Annotated in this window: 21 protein-coding genes; 9 read left to right on the top strand and 12 right to left on the bottom strand. The window is 71.8% G+C overall.

Translation table 11 applies throughout. The features are described 5' to 3' along the window. The 6 genes from PPSIR1_RS37010 to PPSIR1_RS36985 all read left to right on the top strand — a co-directional run. Nucleotides 1–962, top strand: a 962-nt coding sequence (locus PPSIR1_RS37010) for a hypothetical protein (RefSeq protein ID WP_006976404.1), incomplete at its 5' end; no start/stop codon positions are given. A 34-nt stretch (nt 963–996) separates the two neighbouring features. Then, nucleotides 997–2223: a polyprenyl synthetase family protein gene (locus PPSIR1_RS37005; RefSeq protein WP_157596380.1), complete on the top strand. Its 1227-nt coding sequence runs from the start codon at nt 997–999 to the stop codon at nt 2221–2223. Next, nucleotides 2210–2662 carry a hypothetical protein gene (locus tag PPSIR1_RS37000; protein WP_006976402.1) on the top strand — a complete coding sequence of 151 codons (453 nt, stop codon included), beginning with the start codon at nt 2210–2212 and terminating at the stop codon, nt 2660–2662. Before PPSIR1_RS37005 ends, PPSIR1_RS37000 begins: the two co-directional genes overlap by 14 nt. A gap of 56 nt (nt 2663–2718) precedes the next feature. Next, on the top strand, nt 2719–5457 hold the full coding sequence (locus PPSIR1_RS36995; protein ID WP_157596379.1) for an OmpA family protein: 2739 nt from the start codon (nt 2719–2721) through the stop codon (nt 5455–5457). Continuing rightward, nucleotides 5454–6296, top strand: a complete 843-nt coding sequence (locus PPSIR1_RS36990) for a class I SAM-dependent methyltransferase (RefSeq protein ID WP_006976400.1) — start codon at nt 5454–5456, stop codon at nt 6294–6296. Before PPSIR1_RS36995 ends, PPSIR1_RS36990 begins: the two co-directional genes overlap by 4 nt. A gap of 21 nt (nt 6297–6317) precedes the next feature. Then, nucleotides 6318–9995, top strand: coding sequence for a serine/threonine-protein kinase (locus PPSIR1_RS36985; RefSeq protein ID WP_006976399.1), 3678 nt, complete (start codon nt 6318–6320; stop codon nt 9993–9995). On the opposite strand, the gene PPSIR1_RS36980 is transcribed toward PPSIR1_RS36985, so the two are convergent. The 4 genes from PPSIR1_RS36980 to PPSIR1_RS36965 are packed head-to-tail and all read right to left on the bottom strand — an operon-like array spanning nt 9992 to nt 12898. Next, the gene (locus PPSIR1_RS36980; protein ID WP_006976398.1) at nt 9992–11047 is read right to left on the bottom strand and encodes a hypothetical protein; all 1056 of its coding nucleotides are present in this window, start codon (nt 11045–11047) and stop codon (nt 9992–9994) included. The genes PPSIR1_RS36985 and PPSIR1_RS36980 overlap by 4 nt on opposite strands. Further along, entirely contained in the window at nt 11044–11340 is a 297-nt protein-coding gene (locus PPSIR1_RS36975) for a hypothetical protein (RefSeq protein WP_006976397.1), read from the bottom strand. Before PPSIR1_RS36975 ends, PPSIR1_RS36980 begins: the two co-directional genes overlap by 4 nt. Beyond that, complete coding sequence (locus PPSIR1_RS44895; protein ID WP_006976396.1) at nt 11337–11966, bottom strand: hypothetical protein; 630 nt, start codon at nt 11964–11966, stop codon at nt 11337–11339. The genes PPSIR1_RS36975 and PPSIR1_RS44895 overlap by 4 nt, the downstream gene beginning before the upstream one ends. After that, complete coding sequence (locus PPSIR1_RS36965) at nt 11963–12898, bottom strand: FHA domain-containing protein (protein ID WP_086002018.1); 936 nt, start codon at nt 12896–12898, stop codon at nt 11963–11965. Before PPSIR1_RS36965 ends, PPSIR1_RS44895 begins: the two co-directional genes overlap by 4 nt. A 260-nt stretch (nt 12899–13158) precedes the next feature. Between PPSIR1_RS36965 and PPSIR1_RS36960 the strand changes: the two genes are divergently transcribed. Both PPSIR1_RS36960 and PPSIR1_RS36955 read left to right on the top strand, forming a co-directional pair. After that, nucleotides 13159–14013, top strand: a complete 855-nt coding sequence (locus PPSIR1_RS36960; protein ID WP_006976394.1) for a hypothetical protein — start codon at nt 13159–13161, stop codon at nt 14011–14013. Between the two features lie 208 nt (nt 14014–14221). Then, entirely contained in the window at nt 14222–14911 is a 690-nt protein-coding gene (locus PPSIR1_RS36955; RefSeq protein WP_157596378.1) for a hypothetical protein, read from the top strand. On the opposite strand, the gene PPSIR1_RS36950 is transcribed toward PPSIR1_RS36955, so the two are convergent. The 8 genes from PPSIR1_RS36950 to PPSIR1_RS36915 all read right to left on the bottom strand — a co-directional run bounded on the left by PPSIR1_RS36950 (nt 14842) and on the right by PPSIR1_RS36915 (nt 23210). Continuing rightward, nucleotides 14842–15993, bottom strand: coding sequence for an acyl-CoA dehydrogenase family protein (locus PPSIR1_RS36950; RefSeq protein ID WP_006976392.1), 1152 nt, complete (start codon nt 15991–15993; stop codon nt 14842–14844). The genes PPSIR1_RS36955 and PPSIR1_RS36950 overlap by 70 nt on opposite strands. Nucleotides 15994–16043: 50 nt before the next feature. Next, nucleotides 16044–16592, bottom strand: a complete 549-nt coding sequence (locus PPSIR1_RS36945; RefSeq protein ID WP_006976391.1) for a hypothetical protein — start codon at nt 16590–16592, stop codon at nt 16044–16046. Between the two features lie 38 nt (nt 16593–16630). Further along, nucleotides 16631–17779 (bottom strand): acyl-CoA dehydrogenase, encoded by a 1149-nt coding sequence (locus PPSIR1_RS36940; RefSeq protein ID WP_006976390.1) that lies wholly within the window; start codon nt 17777–17779, stop codon nt 16631–16633. 29 nt (nt 17780–17808) lie between these two features. Next, nucleotides 17809–18609, bottom strand: coding sequence for an enoyl-CoA hydratase/isomerase family protein (locus tag PPSIR1_RS36935; protein WP_006976389.1), 801 nt, complete (start codon nt 18607–18609; stop codon nt 17809–17811). A 21-nt stretch (nt 18610–18630) separates the two neighbouring features. Further along, the gene (locus PPSIR1_RS36930; RefSeq protein ID WP_006976388.1) at nt 18631–19491 is read right to left on the bottom strand and encodes a 3-hydroxyacyl-CoA dehydrogenase NAD-binding domain-containing protein; all 861 of its coding nucleotides are present in this window, start codon (nt 19489–19491) and stop codon (nt 18631–18633) included. 44 nt (nt 19492–19535) lie between these two features. Further along, entirely contained in the window at nt 19536–20717 is a 1182-nt protein-coding gene (locus PPSIR1_RS36925; RefSeq protein ID WP_045117498.1) for a thiolase family protein, read from the bottom strand. A gap of 267 nt (nt 20718–20984) precedes the next feature. Then, nucleotides 20985–21479, bottom strand: a complete 495-nt coding sequence (locus tag PPSIR1_RS36920; RefSeq protein WP_006976386.1) for an FKBP-type peptidyl-prolyl cis-trans isomerase — start codon at nt 21477–21479, stop codon at nt 20985–20987. A 129-nt stretch (nt 21480–21608) separates the two neighbouring features. Next, the gene (locus PPSIR1_RS36915; RefSeq protein WP_157596377.1) at nt 21609–23210 is read right to left on the bottom strand and encodes a L,D-transpeptidase family protein; all 1602 of its coding nucleotides are present in this window, start codon (nt 23208–23210) and stop codon (nt 21609–21611) included. 185 nt (nt 23211–23395) lie between these two features. On the opposite strand from PPSIR1_RS36915, the gene PPSIR1_RS44890 reads away from it, so the two are divergent. Next, nucleotides 23396–24253: a hypothetical protein gene (locus tag PPSIR1_RS44890; RefSeq protein ID WP_006976384.1), complete on the top strand. Its 858-nt coding sequence runs from the start codon at nt 23396–23398 to the stop codon at nt 24251–24253. Nucleotides 24254–24347: the final 94 nt, after the last annotated feature.

Below are 24347 nucleotides of genomic sequence, written 5' to 3'. Positions count from 1 at the left end.
ACGAGCCCCACCGCCCCCCGCTGGCGCGCTTTTTGGCCAACGAGTGGCGCGTCGCCGATGCGGCCGAGCGCGGGTCCTGGGCCGAGGTCGAGCAGCTCGGCCGCTCGCCCCACCGACGCAGCCGCGGGACCATGCTGCTCGGGGCCCTCGCCGCGCGCATGATCGGCTACCCGCCGGTGCCCCACGACGCCTGGCTCGTCGCCCTGTGGCTCGTCGCGCCCGCCCGCCTGCGCACCCTCCCCCTGCTCCGTCGCGCCCTGGCCACGCCTCGCCTCGAGGCCACCCCGAGCTCCCGTCGGCCCCTCGCCGAGGCCGGCCCGAGCACGCTGCGCGGCTCCGCGCTGCTCGCCGCCCACACCGACGCCCTCGCGGCCGAGCGCGTGTCCTTTGACCAGCTGTGCGTCCTCGCCCGCAGCTGGGACGCGCTGCTCGACGATCCCAAGCTGCGCAGCCAGACGGCCCACCGCGCCATCGCCCTGCGCGCGGGCGACCCCGACGCGGCCCTGCACCGCATGGCCCGGCAGGTCGAGTCCGACCTCTCGACCCTCGCGCGGACCACCGAGGCGACCCTGGCCGAGCTCGAGGGCGCCGGCAGCTCCCTGCGCCGCGTGGCTCGGGAGCTCCGCCACGAGCTCCTCGACGAGCTGGCGATCCGCAGCGAGACCGTCGAGGCTCGCGTCCACGCTCGCCGGGCCCTGCCCCCGCTGGACGAGCTGCGCGAGTTCCTGGCCGTGCGCCAGCAGTACGAGCGCGTGTGCCAGATCGGCGGCCCAGAGCTCGTGCGCGTGGCCTTCTCGCAGGTCCACGATCCGCTGTGCAACCTCGCCGTGTGGCTGTGGGACGAGCGGGGCGAGCTGGCCATCGCCAGCGCCATGTTCTCGTGGCTCGGCCACGAGGCGACCATCGCTGGCGACGAAGAGGCGGCCGAGCTCCAGCGGCGAAACGTCGCTTGCGGCCGCTAGTCCCGGCCTCGCGCCGTCCTGTATCGTCTCGGGCATGGCCCGTGCCCGCCCGCCCGCGTCGCGCTGCGCCGTTCGGGTGCCCGCGTACCTCGAGGGCTCTCGAGCTCGGGTCGTCGCCGTGCTCGAGGAGCTGATCGCCGAGCAGCGCCGCCGAAGCCCCGGGATCGAGGACAGGACCGAAGGCAGGCTCGAGGGCGACCCCTACGGGCCGGTCCTCTACGATCTGATGCTCGACTACCCCCTGCGCGAGGCCAAGGGCCTGCGCCCCGCGCTGTGCATCGCCACCTGCCGAGCCCTCGGCGGCAACCTCGAGGCCGCGCTCCCGACGGCCTCGGTCCTCGAGCTGTACCACAACGCCTTTTTGGTCCACGACGACGTCGAGGACCGCTCCCACGTCCGCCGCGGCGGGCCCACGCTGCACGCCGCCCACGGCCAGGCCATCGCCGTCAACGTCGGCGACGGCATGCTCGCCCTGACCCTGCGCCCGCTCCTGGCCAACATCGAACGCGTCGGCCTGGGCCCCGCCCTGCGCATCCTCGAGGCCATGGCCGAGATGTCCGAGCGCACCGTCGAGGGCCAGGCCATGGAGCTCGACTGGATCCGCCGCAACACCTGGGAGCTCAGCGACGACGACTACATCGAGATGGTCGTGCGCAAGACGGGCTGGTACAGCTTCATCATCCCGACGCGCTGCGGCGCCCTGTGTGCGAGGAGCGATCCGAAGGTTTGCGAACAGCTCGAGCGCTTCGCCCGTGACCTGTCCGTCGCCTTCCAGATCCAAGACGACGTGCTCAACCTCGTCGGCGGCGCCGACGAGATCGGCAAGGACGCGCGGGGCGATCTGTGGGAGGGCAAGCGCACCCTCGTGCTGCTCCACGCCCTGCGAACGGCCGCACCCGCGGACCGCGACCGCGCGGTCGCCATCCTCGCCAAGTCCGTCCCCGAGGTCAGCCTCGCCGGGGTCCCGAGCCTCCTCGCCCGCCTCGAGGACCAGGGCCAGCTCGCCCCCGCCGGGCGGGCGGAGCTCGAGCGCGCCCTGGGCCTGGCCGAGCTGCGCAGCGCCGCCGAGGTCGACGCGCTCATGGAGCTGATCGAGGCCCAGGGCAGCATCGACCACGCCAGGCGGCGCGCCCGAGAGCACCTCGAGGCCGCCCGCGCGAGCCTCGAGGCTGCGACGCGGCCCTGCTCGACTCCAGCCACCGGGACCTCTTGTGGGGCCTGGTCGATTTCGTGCTGGAGCGCCGCTGGTGACCGGGTCTGAGCCTGAGCCCGGGCCCGGTACGGTCTCCGAGCAGCTCGAGCGCTCCTTCGCCCTGCTCCGCGAGCGCCTCCCCCGGGGTTGGGCCCGCGTCGGCGCGGCCTTGGGGGACCTGTCCGTCACCATCGAGCTCGGCCCGAGCGAGCCCGCGCCCATCGTCGTCCGCGGCGGGACAGATGGGCCTCGGGTCGTCCACGAGCGGGGCGCAAACGCGACGAGCGAGGTCCACATCGCGGTCCCCCCCGCCACCGTGCTCGCCGTCCTCGACGGAGCGCTGCCCCTCGCCCGCGCCGTGGTCGATGACCGCCTGCAGATCCGCGGTCGCCTCGAGCACGTCGCCGCCGTCCACGAAGCGATCGTCGCCTACGTCCACGGTGGTGTACGATGCCCAGGCTTTCCAGCGCTCCTGGCTGGCTTTCGTGGCCATGTCCGGGGGCCGTGAAGACCCACGCCAAGGAGCGCAATCGCATGGGCAACCTCGGACCCAGCAAGGGAAACGTGACTGTCTACGGAGGCGGCGTCGCCGGGCTGACGGTCGCCCACGAGCTGATCACCCGGGGCTACGCGGTCACGCTGATCGAGCCGACCCTCGCCCCCGATCGCTTCGGCCAGAGCCACGTCCGGGTCGGCGGCATGGCGGCCTCGCAGATGAACGACGTCGATCCGCACCATCACGTGCACGACAGCGTCGGCACCCCCGCCAGCGACGACCCGCCCCGGCCCAAGTCCAAGCTCGGCCCGGTGTGGCTCGCCGCCGACGACGACTCGGACAAGGGTCACTCCGTCGGGGCCTGCCACCAGCCGGGCTCCGCGGCGCTCACCGCTTCGGACAAACAAGCGCTGTCCGATCTCGTCCCCAAACTCGGCGAGGACTACACCCTCGGCATCACCGGGATGGTCCACATCGGACGCGACAACATCTACGACGCGTCTCAGGGCCGCATCCTCGCCCGCCAGCGCGCCGGCTCCGTCGCCGCCTTCCTCGTCGAGCAGGGCCTCGACCGCACCAAGCTCAGCCTGCGCGGGGCCAACGTCGATCCCCTGCGCTGCGACGACACCCTGGGCTCGTGGACGACGACCCAGAGCGTGACCTTGCCCGGCGAGCACGGCTACCGCTACTTCCCGTCCTTTTACCGCCACGTGTTCGACACCATGGGGCGCACGCCCCTGTACGACTCGGACGGGATGCTCAGCGCGCGCACGGTCTACGACAACCTCGAGTCGAGCCTCTCGGTCACCGTCGCGCGCAAGCACCACGACCCGATCCTGTTCTCGATGGTCCCGCCGACCAACATCCAGGAGATGCGCGAGTCCCTGATCGCGACCTTGGCGAGCACCGGCGCGACCGGCCTGGATCTGCTGCTCATCAGCCTGCGCATGCTCCGGTACCTGTCGACGTGCAGCGCCCGGCGGGAGGCCCTGTACGAGAACGTCTCGCTCCTCGACTTTCTCCAGGCCCGCCACCCCGACCGCCCCGGCCCGGACGTCGTCTACAGCCCCAGCTTCCTCGACTACCTCGAGACCGCGCCGCGCATCCTCGCGGCCATCGACCCCGCCACCGGCGACGCCCGGACCAACGCCAACATCGCCGTGCAGCTGATGCAGCCCGACAACGGCACCCGCATCAACGGCACCCTCAACGGGCCCACGAGCACGGCGTGGTTCGACCCCTGGGTCGAACACCTCGACGCGCTGCGGGTCCGCTTCCTGGGCGGAAAGCTCACCCAGATGACCGTCGTCGACGGGAAGCTGCACGTGGAGCTCGAGCTCGAGGCCAACCCCAAGGTCGACCCCGAGCGCTTCGAGCCGGTGACCGAGACGAGCCCCTGCGGCGAGACCGTCATCACCCACTACATCGACCACGCCGACTACATCGTCACGGCCTTCGACGCGGCCACGGCCGAGCGGCTGTCCGCCGAGCTCCCGGACGTCGGCGTGCCGGAGAAGCTGCGCGGCTACGCCGAGGCTCGGGTCCCGCCGCCGCCGGAGTGGTCGGGCAAGGTCGAGGTCCCCGAGCAGGGCTGGCGGCGCTTCCAGACCATGTCCGGGATCCAGTACTTCTTCCGCGAGACCGTCGACATCGCCACGGGCCACGTCTACTTCTCCGACAGCGACTGGGGGCTCTCGTCGATCAGCGAGCAGCAGTTTTGGGCCGCCGAGCCCAACCTCAATACCAACGGCTACGCGAGCCTGATCTCCGTGGACATCGGCGACTTCGAGACGCCCAGCGCCCACCTCGGCAAGCCGGCCCGGGAGTGCACGGCCGAAGAGATCGCCAAGGAGACCTGGCGGCAGATCCTCGAGGTCATCGACCCCGCGCCCCAGCTGCAGCTGCCGGTCCCGACCTGGTACCACCTCGACGACAACCTCGCGTTCGCGGGCGACGCGGGCGAGGGCCTGTTCCAGGGCAACGCCACGCCCTTGCAGGTGCCCCTGGCCGGAGACTGGCACCGGCGCCCGGGCGGCGACCCCTTCGACCCCGTCGCCGTCGACGGACCCGCAGACAGCCCCCCCGACCTGCCCCAGGGCGTGTGGCAGTCGCCCATGGGCGGCTACTACGTCCACTGGGATCGGCTGCTCTACGCCGGCACGTGGAAGAAGACCTTCACGCGGATCACGACCATGGAGGCCGCCAACGAGTCCGGGCGCCACGTGGTCAACGCGATCTTGGCCCACACCCATGAGATCCGGGGCCACGGCGCGTTCGAGGGCGAGCCTCCGATCCCCGTGGACCACAGCGCTCCCAAACACACCGACCCCGTCGAGCGCGAGCAGACCGGCAAGTCCGTGGGGCGCTCGGCCCTCAACACCGGCGTGTCCGGCATCATCGGCCAAAACCCCGTGGGCGCCTTTTGCCGGATCTGGAACCCCGAGCAGCACGAGATGGCCAGCTTCGTGCCGCTCAAGGAGCTCGACGCCATGCTCTTCGAGCAAGGCCTGCCCCACCTCTTCGACGTGCTCATGCTCGAGACCACGGCCCAGGCCTGGTCGCAGCTGGGCCTGCGGCCGTTCGCGGCGACGCCCAACATTCAGGACCTGCAGCGGTGGACCGCCGAGGCCGTGAAGTGGCAACAATCGGCGACGGCGGCCATGGGCCTCGCGGGCACCCCGGCGATCCACGACGCGCTGATCCACGCGCTGCGCTCGCTCCGAGGCATGCTCGAGCAATTCCTGGCCCCGATGACCCCGACCACGCCGACGACTCCGACCAACGACTCGAGCGAGGCGTCGACGTGAACTCCGCCCAGCTCGCCCTCGGCCCCGTGCTCGCGGCCCAGCTGTGGAACTGGTCGCTGTTCGTGTTCGCCCCGGCCATCCAGCTCAAGCGCGCGGGGCTGTACCGGCCGACGACCCTCGGGCCCTCGCCCACGGCCGCGCCCCTGCCCGCCCTCGCGCCCGATCTCTCGGGTGCCCACGACGCGCCGGTGTTCCTCGACGAGACCCCCGAGATCTACGCCAGCGTCGAGGGCTTCGACGTGTGCGCCGAGCTCTACGACGGCGCCGTGCGGCCCTTCTCCGACCCCATCCGCAAGGAGCTGCTCGAGCTCATGCGCCCGCACCTGAGCCAGGGCAGCCGGGTCCTCGATCCCTCCTCGGGCACGGGCTCCCTCGCCGTCGAGCTGGCCGGCGAGCTCCCCGAGGGCGAGCTGGTCGCGGCCGATCTGTCCCGGGCGATGGTCGAGCGCACGGCGGCCGCTGCCGCCGCGGCGGGGCGCACGAACATGGCCTTCTTCCAGGCCGACGTCGCCGCCATGCCCGAGGCCTTCACCGGCTACTTCGACGCGGTCATGTCCTGCCTGTCCTTCCACCACTACCCCGACGGGCCCGCGGCCGCGGCCAGCTTCCGCAAGGCCCTGCGCCCGGGCGGCAAGGCCTTCATCGCCGACGGCGGGCCCAAGTGGTTCGTCGACATCGCCCGCGACATCTCGCGCATCGCCGACCCGGGCTTCGTCCAGCACCGCACGGGCGAGGAGTTCAGCGAGCTGCTGCTCGGCGCGGGGTTCTCCGAGGTCTACTGGGAAGAGGCGCTGCCGGGCATCGGCTTCACCATCGCGTCTACTCGAACCTCTGGCTGAACCTCTACCGAGCCCTGCGCCATGGCTGACCTCCCCGAGCGGTTCGAGCATCGAGGTGTCCTCGGCGTGGGCGGCATGGGCTCGGTCCACCGGGTCTTCGACCGCGAGCTGCAGCGCGAGGTCGCGCTCAAGACCGTGTTCGCCAACCAGCACGCGGCCCGGCTCAAGCAGGAGTTTCGCGCTCGCGCCGGGGTCGTCCACCCCCGCCTGGTCGAGCTCTACGAGCTCGATCTGGGGCCCCCGCCCTACTTCACCATGGAGCTGGTCGAGGGCCGCGACCTGGCCAGCCACGTCCTCGGCAGCGCGCGGCCGGTGGCAGACCGGACCGAGACCAACTCTCACCCGAGCGCGCCGGCCGGGCGCACCGCGACGCGCTCCGAGCAGCTGCGCGCGAGCGACGGCCCCGACCTCGACGACGCCGCCCCGGCCCCCGTCGCCGCCCTGCGCCACCCCCCGGCCGACTGGGCGCCGCGCCTGCGCGCGGCCATGGTCCAGCTCGTCGAGGCCCTCGACGCCCTGCACCGCCACGGGCTGGTCCACCGCGACCTCAAGCCCGACAACGTGATGATCCAGCCCGACGGGCAGCTCAAGCTCCTCGACTTCGGCCTGACCGCCGAGGCCGCCGAGCTGCGCGCGGCCCCGGGCGGCGTCGCGGGGACCCGGGGCTACATTGCGCCCGAGCTGTGGGCCGGCCAACCGGCGAGCCCGGCCTCGGACTACTACGCCCTCGGGGTCATCCTGTCCGAGCTGCTCGTCGATGCCGACGCCGCCCCCGAGCTGGCCCAGGCCGCCGCCAGGCTGTGCGCCGCCGAGCCTGCCCTGCGCCCTCGCCGGGCCGAGCTCGTCGAGCTGCTCGGGGCGCCCCTGCAGCCCGCGGCCGTGCCCCTGGCCGGGCTCGAGCTCGTCGGCCGAGAGGCCGAGGTCGAGACCCTGCGCGGCGCCTTCGAGGGCGTGCGCGAGACAGGAAGGCTGCGCCTCGTCGAGGTCCTCGGCCCGTCCGGCGTCGGCAAGTCGAGCCTCATCCGCCACGTCGCCCACGAGCTCGCGCTCTCCGGCCAGCTCCGGGTCCTGCGCGGGCGCTGCACCCCCCACGAGTCCGGGCCCTACCGCCCTCTCGACCAGATCGTCGACCGCCTCGCCGAGCTCCCCGACCGCGCCGCCCACCTCGACGTCCTCGACCTGCGCGAGGCTCGGGCCCTCGCCAAGCTATTCCCGAGCGCGCCGATCCTGCGCGGGCTCGTCCAGCTGCTGGGCGCCCAGCGACGCGACGCCGACCCCCCGGAGGTCGAGCGCTTGGATCCGGGGGCCGAGCGCCTCGTGGGCGCCCGGGCGCTGACCCGGTGGATCGCCGCGGCTGCCCGCGCGCGCCCGCTGCTGATCTGGCTCGACGACCTGCAGTGGGGCAGCCTCGACCTGGCCCCCCTGCTCGAGCGGCTGTGCGCCGAGCGGGACGACACGCCGGCGCTGGTGGTGCTCAGCTCCCGCGCCGAAGATCGAGCCAAGGGCCTGCTCGCCCAGGTCGAGCTCGGACCGCGCGAGACCCTGGCGCTCGCGCCCCTGGGCCCCGAGGCCGTCCGCGCCCTGCTCGCGCGCGTGGCCGGGGAGCTGTGCCGGGAGCGGCCCGCGCTCATCGACGACCTGACTGACTACGCCGCCGGCAACCCCTACCGCCTGCTCGAGGCCACCAGCTTGGCCCTCGCCCAGCCCGAGCTCGAGCTCCTCGACCCCCTCGGCCAGCGCCTGGCCCAGCTCGGGCCCCACCGCCGGCGCCTGCTCGAGCTCACCGCCTTGGTCGGGGGGCCGGCGGAGCACCGCCTGCTGATCGCCGCCGCCGGGCTGAGCCCGAGCGCGCGCCTGGACCTGGCCCGCCTCGAGGACCTCGGGTGGCTGCGCACGACCTGGATCGACGAGCGCGAGCCCGCCGTCGCGCCGCGCCACGACCAGCAGTGGGAGGGCATCGTCGCCCGCCTCGAGCGCGCGCACCGTCGGGACCTGCACCGCGCCCTCGCGCGGACCCTGGAGGACCAGCGACCCGCGGCGAGCACCGCCCTGGCCCGGCACTGGGAAGGCGCCGGCGAAGGCCCGACGGCGGCGATCTACGCCGAGCGCAGCGGCGACGAGGCCCACGCCGCCCTCGCCTTCGAGCGCGCCGCGAGCTTCTACGCCCGCGCCCGCAGCCTGCTCGGCGAGGCCCTCGAGCCCGGGGCCGAGCGCCGCCTCTCGACCAAGCGCGGCGAGGCCCTGCACAACCGCGGGGCCGCCCACGAGGCCGCCGAGGAGTTCATGCGCGCGGCCGGCTGCTGCCCCGACGAAGACCGCGACGGCCACCGCCTGCTGCGGCGGCGCGCGGCCGAGGAGTGGATCGGCGCCCACGATCCCAGCCGCGGGTGGGCGCAGATGAGCGCCGTGCTGGGCGAGTACGGGGTGTGGATCCCCGAGACGCCGACCGCCTCGGTGCTCCGCGCGACGGCCATGCGCATGCGCTACCTCCTGGGCGGGCTGCCCAAACCCGAACCCGAACCCAAGCCCGAGTCTCGGGCTGGATCGGGCTCGCCCTCCGAGGCCTCGTTCGACGCGCTGTGGTCGGCGACCACGCGCTTTTCCCAGGTCAACCACCTGCTCGCCGACCCCCTGCGCCTGACCTACCTGCGCGCCGTGGCCGAGGCCGGCGACGCCGAGCGCCTCGGCCGGGTGCTGTCCTACGAGGCCACCATGCTCGCCTACCTCCAGCCCAAGTGGTTCGAGGCCAAGCAAGCGGCCCTGCGCGCCCAGGCCGAGCAGCTGCTCGCGCGCTACCCCAGCCCCTACAACCGGGCCTGGTCCGAGCTCGCCGTGGCCAACGACGCGCTCATGGCCGGGCGCTTCGCCGAGACCGCGCAGCTGTGTGGACAGGCGGCGCAGCGCCTCGACCGCGGCAGCGTGGGCAGCCACTGGGAGCGCTCGCTGTGCCAGGGCTACCGCTTCCTCGCGCTGGTCATGCGCGGCGACCTGCCCGAGCTGCGCGCGACCATGGACGCCTACCTCGACGACGCCCGGGCGCGCGGGGACGGCTACGCCGACTCGGTCTGCCTGGTCGGCGACCCGGCCCTGCGCTGGCTCGCCGACGGCCGCCTCGACCACCTCGAGCGCGCCCGCGCCGTGCTCGGGCCCACGCCCGGCCTCGACGCGCCCTGGCCCGCTCAGGCCTACACCAGCGGCCACATGTTCACCCTCGTCGCCACGGTCCAGGCGCGGCTGTACACCGACGAGGCGAGCCAGGCGTGGGCGCTCCTCGAGGAGCAGTGGCCAGCGATCCGCGCGGGCATGTTCCTCTCGCTTCGCTTCGTCGGCCCCTCGCTGGTGCACCTGCGCGCGCGCGCGGCCCTGGCCGCGGCCCTGGTTGCCCCCACGCCCCGCGCACGCAAGGCCCTGCTGCGCCAGTGCGCCCGCTCCGTCCGCGCCCTGCGTCGGGATCGCGGGGCCATGGCAGAGCCCTGGGCCGAGCTGCTCACCGCCGCCCACGAGCGCGCCCGCGGAGCCTCCGAGGTCGCCATCTCGGCTCGACGCCTACGCGCCCAGCAGCTGTTCGAGGACCGCGACATGGCCCTCTACGCCCTCGCCAGCGCGCCGACCGAAGCGGCCGTCCGCGGGCTCGAGGCCCTCGACGTGGCCGACCCAATCGCCTTCCTCCGCGTCCTCGCCCCTGGGCTGCACGCCTAACGAATCAGCTCGAACACCGCCCGCCCGTCGAGGGCCACGCCTTCGCCCTGGATCCGCCCTTCGAGGGAGGCCACCGCGTCGAGCTCGTGGAGCACGGTGACGCCGTCGAGGTCGGTGTCGTTGGGGATGACCACCCGCGCGCCGGCCCCAGGGCGCAGGCGCAGCTCGAGGTGGTCCTCGCCGATCCGCGCCCGCGCGACCAGCTCCTCGGGGACATCGCGGCTCCCCGGCGCGAGCAGGCTCATGACCGGCGGCAGGGTCAGGGGCGTGGCGCTCGCCGGACGCACGCCCTGGAGGTCCACCTGCACGTCGCCGTCGAGGAAGTAGCGGTGCTGCGCCCCGTCGCGGAACAGGTACAAACCAGCGCTGCGGACCTGCGCGCGAGCCCGGTCGAGCACGCGCATGAACACCAGGGTCCAGCGGTCCTCCGGGCGACCGAGGATCGACGCCCACTCCCAGCAAAAGTCGTCCCCCCAGCGAAAGTTGCCCCAATTGTGGTCGTGGTAGGCCAGGTCCCCGGCGACCCGCAGCGCGCCCAGACCCTCGAGCTCCACGCTCCCGTGGGCCCGCAGCCGCGGGAGAAAGAACCACGACAGCGTGCGCGCCCCCGCCAGCTCCCGGTTGGTCGACAGCATCGGCTGGGCGTCGGGGATCAGCCGCAGGTCCGCCGACACGCCCGCCCGGTGCTCGCGCAGTTGGAGCCGGTAGGCGCCGTCGACCAGCTCCATGCGGTGGCGGCCGAATCGAAGCGTGGGCCTGCCGGCGGGGGCTTCGAAGGCCGCGCCGACGAAGCGCTCGACGGCCCCGGACCACGCCCCGTCGCGGTGGACCATGACGATGACTCGGGCGACGCGCTCGCCCTGCCAGACGTCGTCGTCGAGGTTGAAGTTGATCAGCACCACGGCGCCGTGGGTGTGGACGAGGAAGTGCTGCCACTCCTTGTACGCGGCAGGCCCCGAGCGAGGCCGCGGCGCGAGGCCGCGGGTGAAGTCGGCCCGGGCGACCTGTCGGCGCACTTGGGCGCACAGGCGCGGGTGGAGCTCGGAGCTCATCGCAGCAGCGACTCCGCGGCCCGGGGCGCCTGCGAAGCGGGCGGCTGCGCGTCTGCGGTCGGGGGCGCGGCGTCGATCAACGCCTCGATGCGCCGACCCAGGGCGAGCGCACCGAGCACGAGCTCGGCCGCGAGCTCGTCGTGACGATCGGCCCCCGCGCGCTCGCCGGCGCCGCCGTGCTCGAGACCTCCGAGCTCGACGTCGAGGCCCCGGGCCCGGGCTACGATGGCCAGGAGCAGGGCCGCGAAGCGCTCCCGATCGCCGTAGACCGCTCGAGCGTCGTCGAGGCTCACCGCCCGCCGTCTTCTTCCCTGGCGGCCTGGCCCGCGAGCCCAGCGAGCCCAGCGAGCCCAGCGAGGTAGGGCTCGAGGTGGTCCAAGCGCACGACCTGAGTCAGCGCGTCAAAGTAGGCCGAGGGCAGCGCCCCGCCCCCCTCTTCGAGCATGTGCCAGGTCAGCGACTCGTAGACCCGCCGCAGCTGGCGAAAGCTCGGCGCGTCGAGCAGGCTCGCCCGCAGCTGGGCCCCCGTCGGCGTCTCGGCGTAGGCCCGGCCCTCGGCGACCAGGGCCTGGAACACCGCCTGGGTCGCCGCCGGGTAGCGCAGCAAGCCCATGGACAGGCTGCGCAGCAGCGCGGCGGTCTGGTCCAGGTCCGCGCCCGGCGAGGGCTCGCTCGGGGATGTCGGGGACGGTTCGGCCTTCGGGGTGTCGTGGACCGCCGCCGCGAAGCCTCGGCCGAGGACGTCGAAGATCGCCGCGACCTCCCGGGCGACCTCGCCGGAGCCCAGGCCCGGACCCTGTCCAAGGCTCGGGTCAGCGCTCGGGCCTGGCTCTGAGCCCGTGCTCGGAGCGCCCTGCCCTTCGCGCTTCGTGGGCGCGGCGATCCGTGACGCCCGCGGCGCCCGAGACCCCTCGCTCACGACTCGAAGCTCCCGATCTCGACCTCGGCGATGCCCAGGCGGATCTGGTCCGTGGTCGTGCGTCGCTCGACGATCTTCGCCGCCAGCCCCGGACCGCGGGCGGTCAGCTCTCGCCGCGCCCGAAACACGTACTGGTTCACCGTCCGCCGGTCGATGCGGAGCATGGTGCACAGCTCGTCGGTGTAGACCCAGCCGCGCTCGACCTCGCTGGCCGCGGCGTCGTCGAGGCGGACCCGCGCCAGGGTCAGCAGCAGCTGGTGGTGGACCTTGGGCGGCAGCACGTCGACCCCGCTGGCGTCCGCTTCCCGGCGGACCTCGACCTGGACGTACTCCTGGTCCTGGCTCACCCGCAGGCGCAGCAGCGGCGTACTCGACGACGCCGAGGCCGACACCGACGGGGCCGCGTGCTGCATCGTCGTCGCGCCGTCGATGGGCAGGGCCAGGCGAAACAGCTGGCCGTCGAGCTGGAGCACCTCCTGGTCGACGGCCGCCCGCGAGACCCCCTCGACCTCGACCATCCACGCCCCGCGATCGGCGAACACCGCCGCGAGCGGGTCGTCGGCGTCGGGGAGCATGAGGAAGTCGGCCGTCCCGCACACCAGCGTGTCGTCGCGCAGGCGCTCGGCCATGGGCCCAGGGGCGTCCGCCTGGGACAGCACCCAGACCTCCGACTCCCCGCCGAAGGCCAGCCGCGCCCCGGCGTCGAGGCGCTGGCTCGCCATGGCCTCGACGCGCTGACCGTCGACCCAGGTGCCGTTGCGGCTGCCCAGGTCCCGGAGCCACCACGCGCCCTCGTCGAACCACAGCATCGCGTGCTCCTTGGACACGTGGGAGGCGTCGACGCGCATGCGGCAGGCCGGGCTGCGCCCGATCAGGGTGCGGGTCGCCAACACTTGCCGGCGCTTCGACGCGAGGTCTTCGAGCACACCCATGGGACCCGGCGAGGTTAGCGGATCGAGCCTCTGCGGCGCCACGACGGCGTTCACACTGGATTGTTTCCCCGCAAAACCGCTCACAACCGCGTGAGACTGCGTCAAACCGGGCGTCCTCTTAGTTTGAATTCGTCGCCCCCGACCCCTCCCCCTCCGGCCGACGCTCGCGCCTCGCTCCCCCTCTCCGACAGGATGGTGAGCGACCCCCGAGTCGCCCGCCGCCTGGGTGAGCTCGGCCTGAGCGGGGCGCCCGGACCCCCATGCTCCAGCCCACCGCCGCCCCCCGAGTCGAGTCTCCCCTCCCGCTCCGCAACGAGCTCGTCGATCCTGCCGCGCTGTCCGAGGACGCCCGCGAGGCCCTCGTGGACGCGCTCTTCGTCGCCCACGAGCAGATCTTCGCCGGCGTGTCCCGGGAGGACTTCGCCGCCTACGTGGTCCACTCGTCGGCCGAGCGCACGCGCATCCAGGTCATGCGCGCTGGCGAGCGCGTGGTCGGCTACATGGCCGTGCACACCTTCGTATTCGAGCTCGACGGCCAGCAGCACGTGGTGCTCCGGGCCGAGAACGGCAAGCTCCCGGCCTACCGGCGCTCGCCCAACGGCAACCTCCTGGCCGTCGAGGTCGCCCGCGCTTGCCTTCGCTACCCCTTCGCGCGCAAGGGCTTCCTGGCCTGCCCCGTGCACCCCGCGGCCTACCTGGCCCTGGCCCGGGTCGCCCCCGAGGTCTACCCCCACCCCGAGCGCCCCACGCCCCGCGCGGTCGAGACGATCATGGCCAGGCTCGGCCGCCACTTCCACATGCAGCCCGTGTCGCCCCCGCGCCCCGGCGTCCGCGAGGTCGGCTGGATCACCCGCGAGGGCGAGGCGGACCGCCTGCGCTGGACCTTGCGCCGGGACCCGCTCACCGAGTTCTACCTGCGCCGCAACCCCCACTACGGCCGCGGCCAGGGGCTCATGACCTTCGCCCCCGTCAACCCCGCGCGCCTCGTCGTGGGCGTGCTCAGCCTGATGCGCCGCTACCTCGAGCGCCGCGCCGCGCGGCTGCGCCAGCTGGCGCCCGAGCCCCACAGCCTCCCGGGCCTGCGCGAGCCCGACACCGCCAGCGCCGAGAGCTAAATCGAGCATTCGGCGGCCCGAGCGAGCGCGTCTACGAGCGACCCGTCCTCGAGCCTAGTTGCGAACCGTCCTGACACCCTGCGACGGTCTAGAGGTGGGTTGTCGCCGTCTTTCGTGGTGTGTTCGGGTGCTCTCGCTGTCTGCGCTGTGCGTGCTGGCCGGACCGCGAACGGCTCAGGCGGCTCCCCTCCACCCCTGGGGCGGCCAATTGCCCGAGGGAAAGCTCGCCGTCATCGCCTACCAAAACTGGTCGCTGACCGGCCGGAGCACCCACTCGAAAGTGTGGTTCGGCGCCCGCATCAACGAGCGCCTCGACTACGCCATCGCGCAAGCCGTGATCGTCGACGGGCAGCGGACCGTCCTGCCCGTGTCCGAGTCCTTGCTGCGCTACTTCATCGTCGACGGCCTGGCCATCGCCGCGCGCGGGACCTTCAACGCCGGGCAGTTCATCGCCCTCGGCCCCGAGCTGCACTTTCAGCGCAAGTGGGGAGCCTTTCAGCTGACCATGAACGCCGCCTTCCGCCCGCCCATCGTCCCCCAGGGGCCCGTCCCGGCCCTCGCCATCGTCGCCCCCGAGGTCTGCCTGCACCCGCGCTTTTCGGTCTACGTCGAGTCCGACGCGACCGTCGACTTCCGCTCCCCCGGGACCTCCGTGGTCGTCACCCCCGGCGTCAGCGGCATCATCGGCGAACGACAGCTGTTAAGCGCGGGCGTGGAGGTCGGCGTCGTCCCCAGCGCAGCTACCTCGTCGGCGCGTGGTACCTGGTCCTGTTCGGAGACGGCTGATCCCCGCGACCGGGCGCGGAGCTCCTCGAAGGCAAGTTCGCGTCAGCTCTTGAACTGCCGCGTGATGTCGCGGCCGATGACCAGGCGCTGCACCTCGGAGGTGCCCTCGTAGATCATCGTCACCCGCACGTCCCGGAGGTAGCGCTCGACGGGGAAGTCCTGGGTGTAGCCGTAGCCGCCGAGCATCTGCAGGGCCCGGTTGCAGGCCTGGAAGGCCTTCTCGGACGAGTACAGCTTGGCCATGGAGGCCTCGCGCGTGAACGGCTGCTTGGCGTCCTTGAGCGAGGCGGCCCGCAGGGTCAGCAGGCGCGCGGCGGACAGCTCGGTGTGGCTGTCGGCCATGTACCACTGCAGGGCCTGGAAGGAGTTGATCGGCCGGCCGAACTGCTTGCGCTCGCTGGCGTATTTGTTGGCGAACTCGCTGGCCGCCAGGCCCACGCCGAGGGCCAAGCTGGCGATGCCGATTCGCCCGCCGTCGAGGGCCATCATCGCGATCGGGAAGCCGCGCTCGAGCTCGCCGAGCAGGGCCTCCTCGCCGAGCTCGACGCCCTCGAACTCCAGTGCCGTGGTCGGGCTGCCGCGCTGGCCCATCTTCTCCTCGGCCTTGCCCCGGGTCACGCCAGGGGCGTCGCCGGGGACGAGGAAGCAGGAGATGCCCTTGGTCCCGGGGGCGTCGCTGGTCCGAGCCCAGACCACGAACAAGCCGGCGTCCGTGCCCGAGGTGATCCACAGCTTGGAACCATCGAGGACCCAGCCCTTGTCGGTCTTGCGCGCCTTGGTGGTCATCGCCCCGGGGTCGCTGCCGGCCCCGGTCTCGGACAGCGCGAAGCCGCCGACGACGTACTCGCCGCTGCACAGCTTGGGCACGTGCTCGCTGCGCTGGTCGGCGTTGCCGAAGTGGTTGACGACCTCGGCGACCATGTTGGACACGCACATGGCCACGGTGGTCGCCGCACACGCCCGGGCGAGCTCGGTGATCGCCAGGCTGTAGGCGACCGCTCCCGCCTCGACGCCGCCCAGATCCGCCGGCACGTTGATGCCCAGCAGCCCGAGCTCCGCGGCCTCGGCCAGGGACTCCTTGGGGAAGCTGTGATCCCGATCCAGCGCCGGGGCCTTCGGGGCCAGGACCCGCTCGGCGAACTGCCGGGCGGTGTTTTGGATCATCTCCTGGGTCTCGGTCGGCTCGAAGTCCATGGCGCGTCTGGATCGGGGTCTAGCTCAGGATCTGGCTCAGGGTCCGGAAACTACCAGGCCTCGCCGACCTGGCCGTTGTAGGTGTGTGTGTAGGTCGCCTCGGGGGGCGGGTCGAACTCCCACTTGTAGATCTTCTCTTCGACGCAGGCGCCGAACTCCTTGGCCTTGCGCGGCTCGGCGCCGCCCTCGGACACGTACTTGCCCTCGTCGTTGAGGGTCCGGCGCTCCTGGATGTCCTCGTTGAGCATCTTGGCGGCGCTGACCATGCCGGAGGTCTCGATGGTGAACTCGACGGCGAACTCCCCGGCGACCCAGCGGTTCTCGAGCCGGCTCATCTCGTTCTCGAGGCACTTCTCGAAGTCCGAGACGTAGACCGTGCGGATGGTGTCCTCGAGCGCGGCGAGGGTCCGCGGGTCGATGGCGTCCCCCTGGTCCTCGACCTCCTCGTAGTCGGTCGCGACCATGTCCTCGGAGTACTTGCTGCCCGAGTACTCGGACAGGAGGTCCTGGTTCGTCTGCTGCTGGGGCTTGCAGCCGGCGAGCGCGACCAGGCTCAGGGCGCCGACGCCAGCCAACTTGGTGATGGTGGTGAGCTTCATGGGAGTGTCCTCGGAGGGGGTAGAGGTGCGAACAGCGCTCAGCCGAGCGCGCGGATGAGGTTCGAGGCTATCACTACGCGCTGAATCTCGCTGGTGCCCTCGTAGATCTCGGTGATCTTCGCGTCTCGATAGGCGCGCTCCACTGGATACTCGGACACGTAGCCGTTGCCGCCGAAGATCTGCACGGCGTTCTTGGCCACCTTGTTGGCGACCTCCGAGGCCATCAGCTTGCACATCGCGGACTCGACGGAGTGGCGCTTGCCCGCGGCCTTGAGCGCGGCGGCGCGGTAGGTCAGCAGCCGCGCCGCGTCGATCTCCGTCGCCATGTCGGCGAGCATGAAGCTGATCGCCTGGTGGTCGGCGATGGCCTTGCCGAAGGTCTTGCGCTCCGTGGCGTAGCGGGCGGCCGCCTCGAAGGCCCCGCGGGCGATGCCCAGGGCCTGAGCGGCGATGCCGATGCGGCCGCAGTCGAGGGTGCTCATCGCGACCTTGAAGCCGTCGCCCTCGTTGCCCAGGCGCTGGCTCTCGTGGACGCGGTGGTCGGTGAAGAAGATCTGGCACGAGTGGCTGGCGCGGATGCCCAGCTTGTCGTCCTTGGGGCCGCGGGAGACGCCCTCGCCGTTCATGTCGATGATGAAGGCCGAGATGCCGCGGTGGCCCTTGGCCTTGTCGGTCATCAGCATCAGGATGCCGGTGTCCGCCTGGGGCCCGTTGGTGATCCAGTTCTTGACCCCGGTGATGACGTAGTGGTCGCCATCGCGGACCGCGACGGTCTTTTGCGCCGCCGCGTCGGAGCCCGCGTCGGGCTCGCTGAGCATGAAGCAGCCCAGCTTCTCGCCGCTGGCCAGGGGCTCGAGCCACTTTTGCTTCTGCTCGTGGCTGCCCCACTTGCGCAGCGGGTCGCAGACCAGCGAGTTGTTGACCGACATGATCACGCCGGTCGAGGCACAGACCGCGCTGATCTCCTCCATGGCGATGACGTAGCTCAGCGGGTCCATGCCCGAGCCGCCGTAGTCCGGGTCGACCTCGATGCCCATGAAGCCCAGCTCGCCCATCTCGTCGACGAGCTCCTTGGGGTAGCGGGCCTGCTTGTCGATCTCGGCGGCGATGGGCGCCACGCTGCGCGCGGCGAACTCCCGGGCGGTGCGGCGGATGGCCTCGTGCTCTTCGGTCAGCTGAAAGTCCATGGCGATTGTCGTGCTGGGGCTGGGGGGTCCTACTTGGCCGAGAACTCGGCCTCGCGCTTGTCGAGGAAGGCGCGCATGCCTTCGCTCTGGTCTTGGGTGTCGAACAGCGCCGCGAAGGCCTCGACCTCGATCTGGTTGGCGGCCGGCAGGGGCAGCTCGGCGCCCTGGTGGATGACTCGCTTGGCCTCCTTGACCGCGAGCGGGCCCATCTTGGCGACCATGCCGACGATGCCGGCGCAGGTGTCGAGCAGCGCCTCGGGGGCGACCACGCGGTTGACCAGACCGATGCGCAGCGCCTCGTCGGCGCGGATCATGTCCCCGGTCACGCACAGCTCGAGGGCCCGGGCCGCGCCCACGCGCCGGCTCAGGCGCTGGGTCCCGCCGAAGCCGGGGATGACCCCGAGCTTGACCTCGGGCTGGCCGAACTTGGCCTTCTCGCTGGCGATGATGAAGTCGCAGGCCAGGGCCAGCTCGCAGCCGCCGCCCAGGGCGAAGCCGTTGACCGCCGCGATCACGGGGATGGGCAGGTTGGCCAGCATCTCGCCCACGGCGTGGCCCTGGCTGGCGAACTCCATGGCCTGGTCCTTGTCCATGTCGGCCATGGACGCGATGTCAGCCCCGGCGACGAAGGACTTGGGGTGGTCGCCGGTCAGGATCAGCCCGCGGATCGACCAGTCGCCCCCTTCGATCTGCTGGCCCAGGGCCTCGATGGCCCGGCTGAGCTCGGCGATGACCGTGGGGTTGAGGGCGTTGAGGGCCTTGGGCCGGCTGATGGACAGGATCCGCGCGGGGCCGCGGTCTTCGATCTTCAGGGTCTCGAACTGGCTCATGGTCGGTCTCGGTTTCCGGGCTCAGCGCTTGGAGTAGTCGTAGAAGCCGCGCTTGGTCTTGCGACCCAGCCAGCCCGCGGCCACGTGCATGCGCAGCACGTTGGGCGCCCGGTACTTGTCGTCGCCGAGCTCCTTGTGGAGCACGTCGGCGATGGCCAGGCAGGTGTCGAGGCCGATGAGGTCGGCGAGCTCGAGCGGGCCCATGGGGTGGTTGAGGCCCAGCTTGGCGCCGGTGTCGATGTCCTCCGCGGTGCCCAGGCCCTCTTGGAGGGCGAAGCCGGCCTCGTTGATCAGCGGGATGAGGATGCGGTTGACGATGAAGCCCGGCGAGTCCTTGGAGGTGATCACCGTCTTGCCCAGCTTGATCGCCAGGGCCTTGGTGGCCTCGTAGGTCGCGTCGTCCGTGGGCAGGCCGCGGATCAGCTCGACGAGCTTCATGATCGGCACGGGGTTCATGAAGTGCATGCCCACGACCTTGCTGGGCCGGGAGGTCTCGGCGCCGAGCAGGGTGATGGAGATCGACGAGGTGTTGCTGGCCAGGATGGCGCCCTCGCGCAGGGCCTCGTCGAGGGCCTTGAACAGCTTCTTTTTGAGCTCGATGTTCTCCGTCGCGGCCTCGACGGCGAAGTCCGCGGGGCCGAGGCCGCCGACGTCCTCGACGCAGGTGATCCGAGCCAGGGCGGCGTTCTTGTCCGCTTCGGACATCTTGCCCTTGGCCACGGAGCGGCTCATGAACTTGTCGATCTTGGCCTTGCCGGCCTGGGCGCGCTCGAGGTTGAGGTCGGCGAGGAGGACGTCGTAGCCAGCGACGGCGCTGACGTGGGCGATGCCGCCGCCCATTTGGCCAGCGCCGAGGACTCCGATGGTCTTGATGTCGGTCATGGTGATTGCTCGCTAGAGGTCGCTAAAAGCCTGCTGCGCCGGGCTCACATCTCGATCATCACGGCCACGGCCTCGCCGCCGCCGAGGCACAGGGAGGCCACGCCGCACTTTTTGTCGAGCTGCTTCATGGCGTAGATGAGGGTGACGAGGATGCGCGCGCCGGAGCAGCCGATGGGGTGCCCCAGGGCCACGGCGCCGCCGCGCACGTTGACGCGATCGGCGGGGATCGAGAGCTTGTCTTGGTTGGCGAGGGCGACCACCGAGAAGGCCTCGTTGATCTCCCACAGGTCGACGTCCTCGACGCGCTTGCCGGTCTTGTCGAGCAGCTTCTTCATCGCGCCGGCGGGGGCGGTGGTGAACCACTCGGGCTCCTGGGCGTGGCCCGAGTAGCCGGTGATGGTCGCCAGCGGGGTCAGGCCGCGCTTTTGGGCCTCTTCCTTGCTCATGACCACCAAGGCCGCGGCGCCGTCGTTGATCGACGGGGCGTTGCCGGCCGTGACCGTGCCGCCGTCCTTCTTGAACGCCGGGCGCAGCTTGGGGAGCTTCTCGATGTTGCCGCGCAAGGGCTCCTCGTCGTCCTTGACCACGACGGGCTCGCCCTTGCGCTGGGGAATCTCGACGGGGACGATCTCGTCGGCGAAGTAGCCCTCCTTGATGGAGTTCTGCGCGCGGCGGTAGCTCTCGGCCGCGAACTCGTCCTGGCGCTCGCGGCCGATGCCGCACTCGCTCGCGCACAGCTCCCCGGCCATGCCCATGTGGAAGTCGTTGTAGGGGTCCCACAGGCCGTCGTGGACCAGGCCGTCGACGAGGGTCTTGTCGAACAGGCGCAGGCCCTGGCGCGCGCCGGGCATCAGGTAGGGCACCTGGCTCATGGCCTCCATGCCGCCCGCGACGTAGACGTCGCCGTCGCCAGCCTTGATGGCCTGGGCGGCGAGCATCACGGCCTTGAGGCCCGATCCGCACACCTTGTTGAGGGTCAGCGCGCCCACGGAGTCGGGCACGCCCGCGCCCTTGCTGGCCTGGCGCGCGGGGGCCTGGCCGGCGCCAGCGGGGAGCACCATGCCCATCAGCACCTCGTCGACGTCCTTGCCCTCGACCTTGGCGCGCTCGAGGGCGCCAGCGATGGCGGTCGCGCCGAGCTCGACGGCGGGCAGCTTGGACAGGGCCCCCTGGAAGCTTCCGATGGGGGTACGGGCGGCGCTGACGATGACGACTTCGCGAGACATGTTCACCTCCGAGGGAGCCCGACGCCGCTGTCGACGATGGACGCTCTCTCGCCCCATCACCCGCGCCCGATTCGGTCCGATCCTCCCTTGCGAACTACCACGGAGGGGGTGCCGCGAAAATAGGCAAAACCGCCGCTAAACGTGTGTTTGCGCGACGGTTGGACGGTTTCCCGGGGGGGACCGGGTGCGCCCTCCCCCATGTGGGTGACGGGGCGGGAAGGGAGGAGCGGAGGGCTCACCGCGCACTCTCGTGCACGGAGAGTGGACTCACTTTTTGGGCGGCGGAGGAGGAGGCGTGACCATGGCCCGGCCGGCCTCGGTCTCCTTGCTCGTCGCCGCGCGCACGCTGATGATCTTGACGCTGACCGACAGCGTCTTGCCCGCGAGCGGGTGGATCATCGCCGTGGTCACGGTGTCGTCGCTGATCTCGCGGATCGCGAGGGTCAGCGTCGTGCCGTTGGGCATGTTCGCCTGGAACTTCTGGCCGACCTCGAGCTTGGCGTCCTTGGGGAACTCGGCGCGCGAGACCACGTTGGTGGGCGCGTCCTCCTCGGTCCCGAAGGCCTCCTCCGGGGGAATCTCGAAGGTCTCCTCGGCGCCGACGTCGAGCCCGACCAGGCGCTTGTCCAGGCCCGGGATCATCGACTGGGCGCCGACCAAGATGGCGATGGGGCCGGAGATGTCGGAGCTCTCGACGATCTCGCCCTCGGCCGTCGTGATGTCGTAAGCGATGGTGGCGACGTTGCCTGTCTCGATCTTCATGAGCCGCGAGAGTGTACGGGCTTTCAGGCCCAATCCAAAGCGCGGCCCCCGAGCACGCGAGATCACCCACGGGGCCGCTGAGCGGCCACGTGAGGGCGATCTGAGGTCAGGTGTGTGTGACTGTGAGCCCTACTCCGTCACGACCACGGCGCTCGGCTCCGAGCCCATGACCCCGGGCATGGACGCGGCCCATCCCTGGGGCAGCCTGGGCTCGGTGAAGCCAAACAGCCAGCGCGCGTCGGCGGGCGAGAGGTTGACGCAGCCGTGGCTGCGGACCAACCCGAAGCCCCCGTGCCAAAAGGCGCCGTGGAGGGCGACGTTGTTCGAGAAGTACTGCGTCCACGGCACGTCCTCGATGGAGTAGGCCTCGTCCTCCACGGGCTGGTCGCGCATCGAGGTGACGATGAACTTGCTCTGGACCCGGTGCACGCCCACGGGGGTCATGCCCTTCTCCTTGCCCGTGCTGACGATGGTCGCGAACACCGGGCGATCGCCGATGTAGGCGACCAGGGTCTGCTCGGACAGGTCGACGTGGACCCAGTGCTCCTCGCTCTCGATGCCCGGCGGGCGCTTGATCTTCTCGGCCACGCCCACGGCGTAGGCCCGCAGCAGCTTGCCCTCGGCGTCCTCGTAGTAGTCGTAGTCGCCGATTCGGACCTTGCGCTCGAAGGCGTGGGTGGTCCGGCGCTCGGGCTTCTCGCCCGTGGCCTCGATCAGCCCCGTGTCGCCCATGCGCTCTTGAAATTCGACCTCGCGGACGATGAAGTACATCGGCAGATCGTCGGCGCCCGAGAGCACGCGGCCGCGGAACTCCGAGCCGTCCTTCTTGCCCAGCTGGTACTTGCGCGCGTACACGCCCCGGTTGGTCTTGAGGAAGTGGCGCTTGGCGTGCACGTGCTCCGAGGCCACGGTCACGTAGTAGCCGGCGTTGAGGTACTCCTTGACCACGGCCGGCACGTCGTCGGGGCGGGCGCTGCGGTCCGTGGGCATGGGCTCGCGGCCCTTGGTCGCCAGCCAGGCCTTGGCCGCGGCGTCGGCCCGGTCCTGCTCGGTGTAGCTGGGCAGGCGGTGGAAAAAGCCCGTGCCGTCGTGGTTGACGCGCCAGTAGTCCAGGGGCATGGCGGCGTTGACGTCCGGGGCGTCGACGTCGATGGTGCCGTCGTCCGGGGGCTCGTCGCCGATCTCGAGCCCGGCCTTGAGGCACACCCACCCCTCGGGGAAGATCTTGTGCCAGCCGCTGGTGCAGCCCCCGCCGAAGGTCCGCTCGCTGTCCACGCGGACGCGGGTGCCCGCCCGGAGCATGCCGATGCGCGGAGACTCGAGATCCGCGCGCTGGCGAACCATCGCCGCGCCCGCGGTCACCAGGCCGTGCTTGGGGAACTCCGCGGCGTGCTCGTCGGTGAACGCGACCTCGGGGTAGTAGAGGTTGGTGAAGTCGACGTAGCTGCCGTTCTCGTCCGCCGCGTAGGGGCCCGTGGCCGGTCCTCCCCCGCCCGCTCCGGCGGCCGCGTCTTCGGCCTTGCGCTGCTCCTCGGCGGCCGCGGCCATGGCCTCGGAGCTCGGGCCGCCCCCCTGCCCCGACCCGGAGCCGCCCTGCCCGGCCGATCCGCCGGGCGAAGCCTCGCCGCCTTCGCCTTCGCCGCCGTCCTCGACAGCGACTTCGCCCGCGTCTCCCGGGCCCGAGGGGCCGACGAGCTCGTAACCCGCGACCGTGACGCCAGCTCCGATCAAGAAGCCGCCAAAAATCTCCAGTGCTCGCTGCGTGTCCATTGCCGCGCTCCGGGGCCGCTGACCATAATCGTGGGGGTCTGCGCGGGCAAGCGACGCGCGGGCACTTGCGTGTGTTCCATTCGGTGGTCCATGCTGGCCCGGTGAGCTTCGCGGGCCCTGCGCCAAGCGCACGCACCTTCGCGTGCGTGCTGTCTTCGTCCCTCGCGCTCAGCCTCGCGCTGGGTGCGACTCCGGCCGCGGCCGCGCCCGCCGACGCGGCCGCTGGCGAGTTCGCGGCGCCCGAGGCCGAAGCAGCGCCCGAGGCCGAGCCTGCTCCGGAGCCCGAGCCTGCCCCAGAGGCCGAGCCTGCCGCCGAGGCCGAGCCTGCCCCCGAGCCGCCCGCGCCGAGCGTCGAGGACGACCCGGCGAACCCCGACGGCGACGGCGACCTCGGAGCCATCGACGACTCCGCGGACGAGGACGGCGAAGTCGAAGACGAAGCGAGCGACGAGGATGCCGAGGACGACGAGCCGATCCGGCCGCCCCGCGTCGACGGTCCCTACGTCGGCCTGCTCGCCTTCGGCGGGGTGAGCTTCAACTCCGTGCTCAACTTCCACACCCCCGACGCCTTCCTCGGCGGCGGCGGCTACGTCCAGACCGGCGACGCCGTGTTCCCCTGGTTCGCGGTCGGCATCGCCGTGGGCGGACAGTACGGCGCGACCTCCAGCGGCCAGACCATGGCCGGCGGCGGCCTGCTCGTCGACCTGGGCTTCACCCCCTCCCAGCGCTTCCCGCTCTCGCTGCACACCGGCTTTGGCTTCGGCGGCGGCACCATCAACGACCCCAACGAGACCGACCGATCGGGCTTCGGCGGCGCCCTGTTCAAGGGCACGCTGCGCTACGAGTTCTTCCCCCTCGCGGCTAAGAACCGCCCCGATCGCGGGGGCGGCTGGGCGATCGGGCCGGAGATTGGCTGGCTCGGCGCGACCCCAGCCGCCGAGGGCCAGCCCTTCTCGAACACCATCCTCGTCGGCCTGTCGACGAACATGTACTTCGGGAGCTGACCGCTCCGGCCCGCTATCATGGCGGCCGTGCGCTCCCCTCCTAGATTCGCTTCGGAACTCGCCCTCGTCTTCGCCGTGTTGAGCCTGGTGACGC

The organism is Plesiocystis pacifica SIR-1, assembly GCF_000170895.1.
Lineage (GTDB): Bacteria > Myxococcota_A > Polyangia > Nannocystales > Nannocystaceae > Plesiocystis > Plesiocystis pacifica.
Note: the sequence above shows the minus strand (reverse complement) of the source record. Positions and strands in the feature narration are given on the sequence as shown.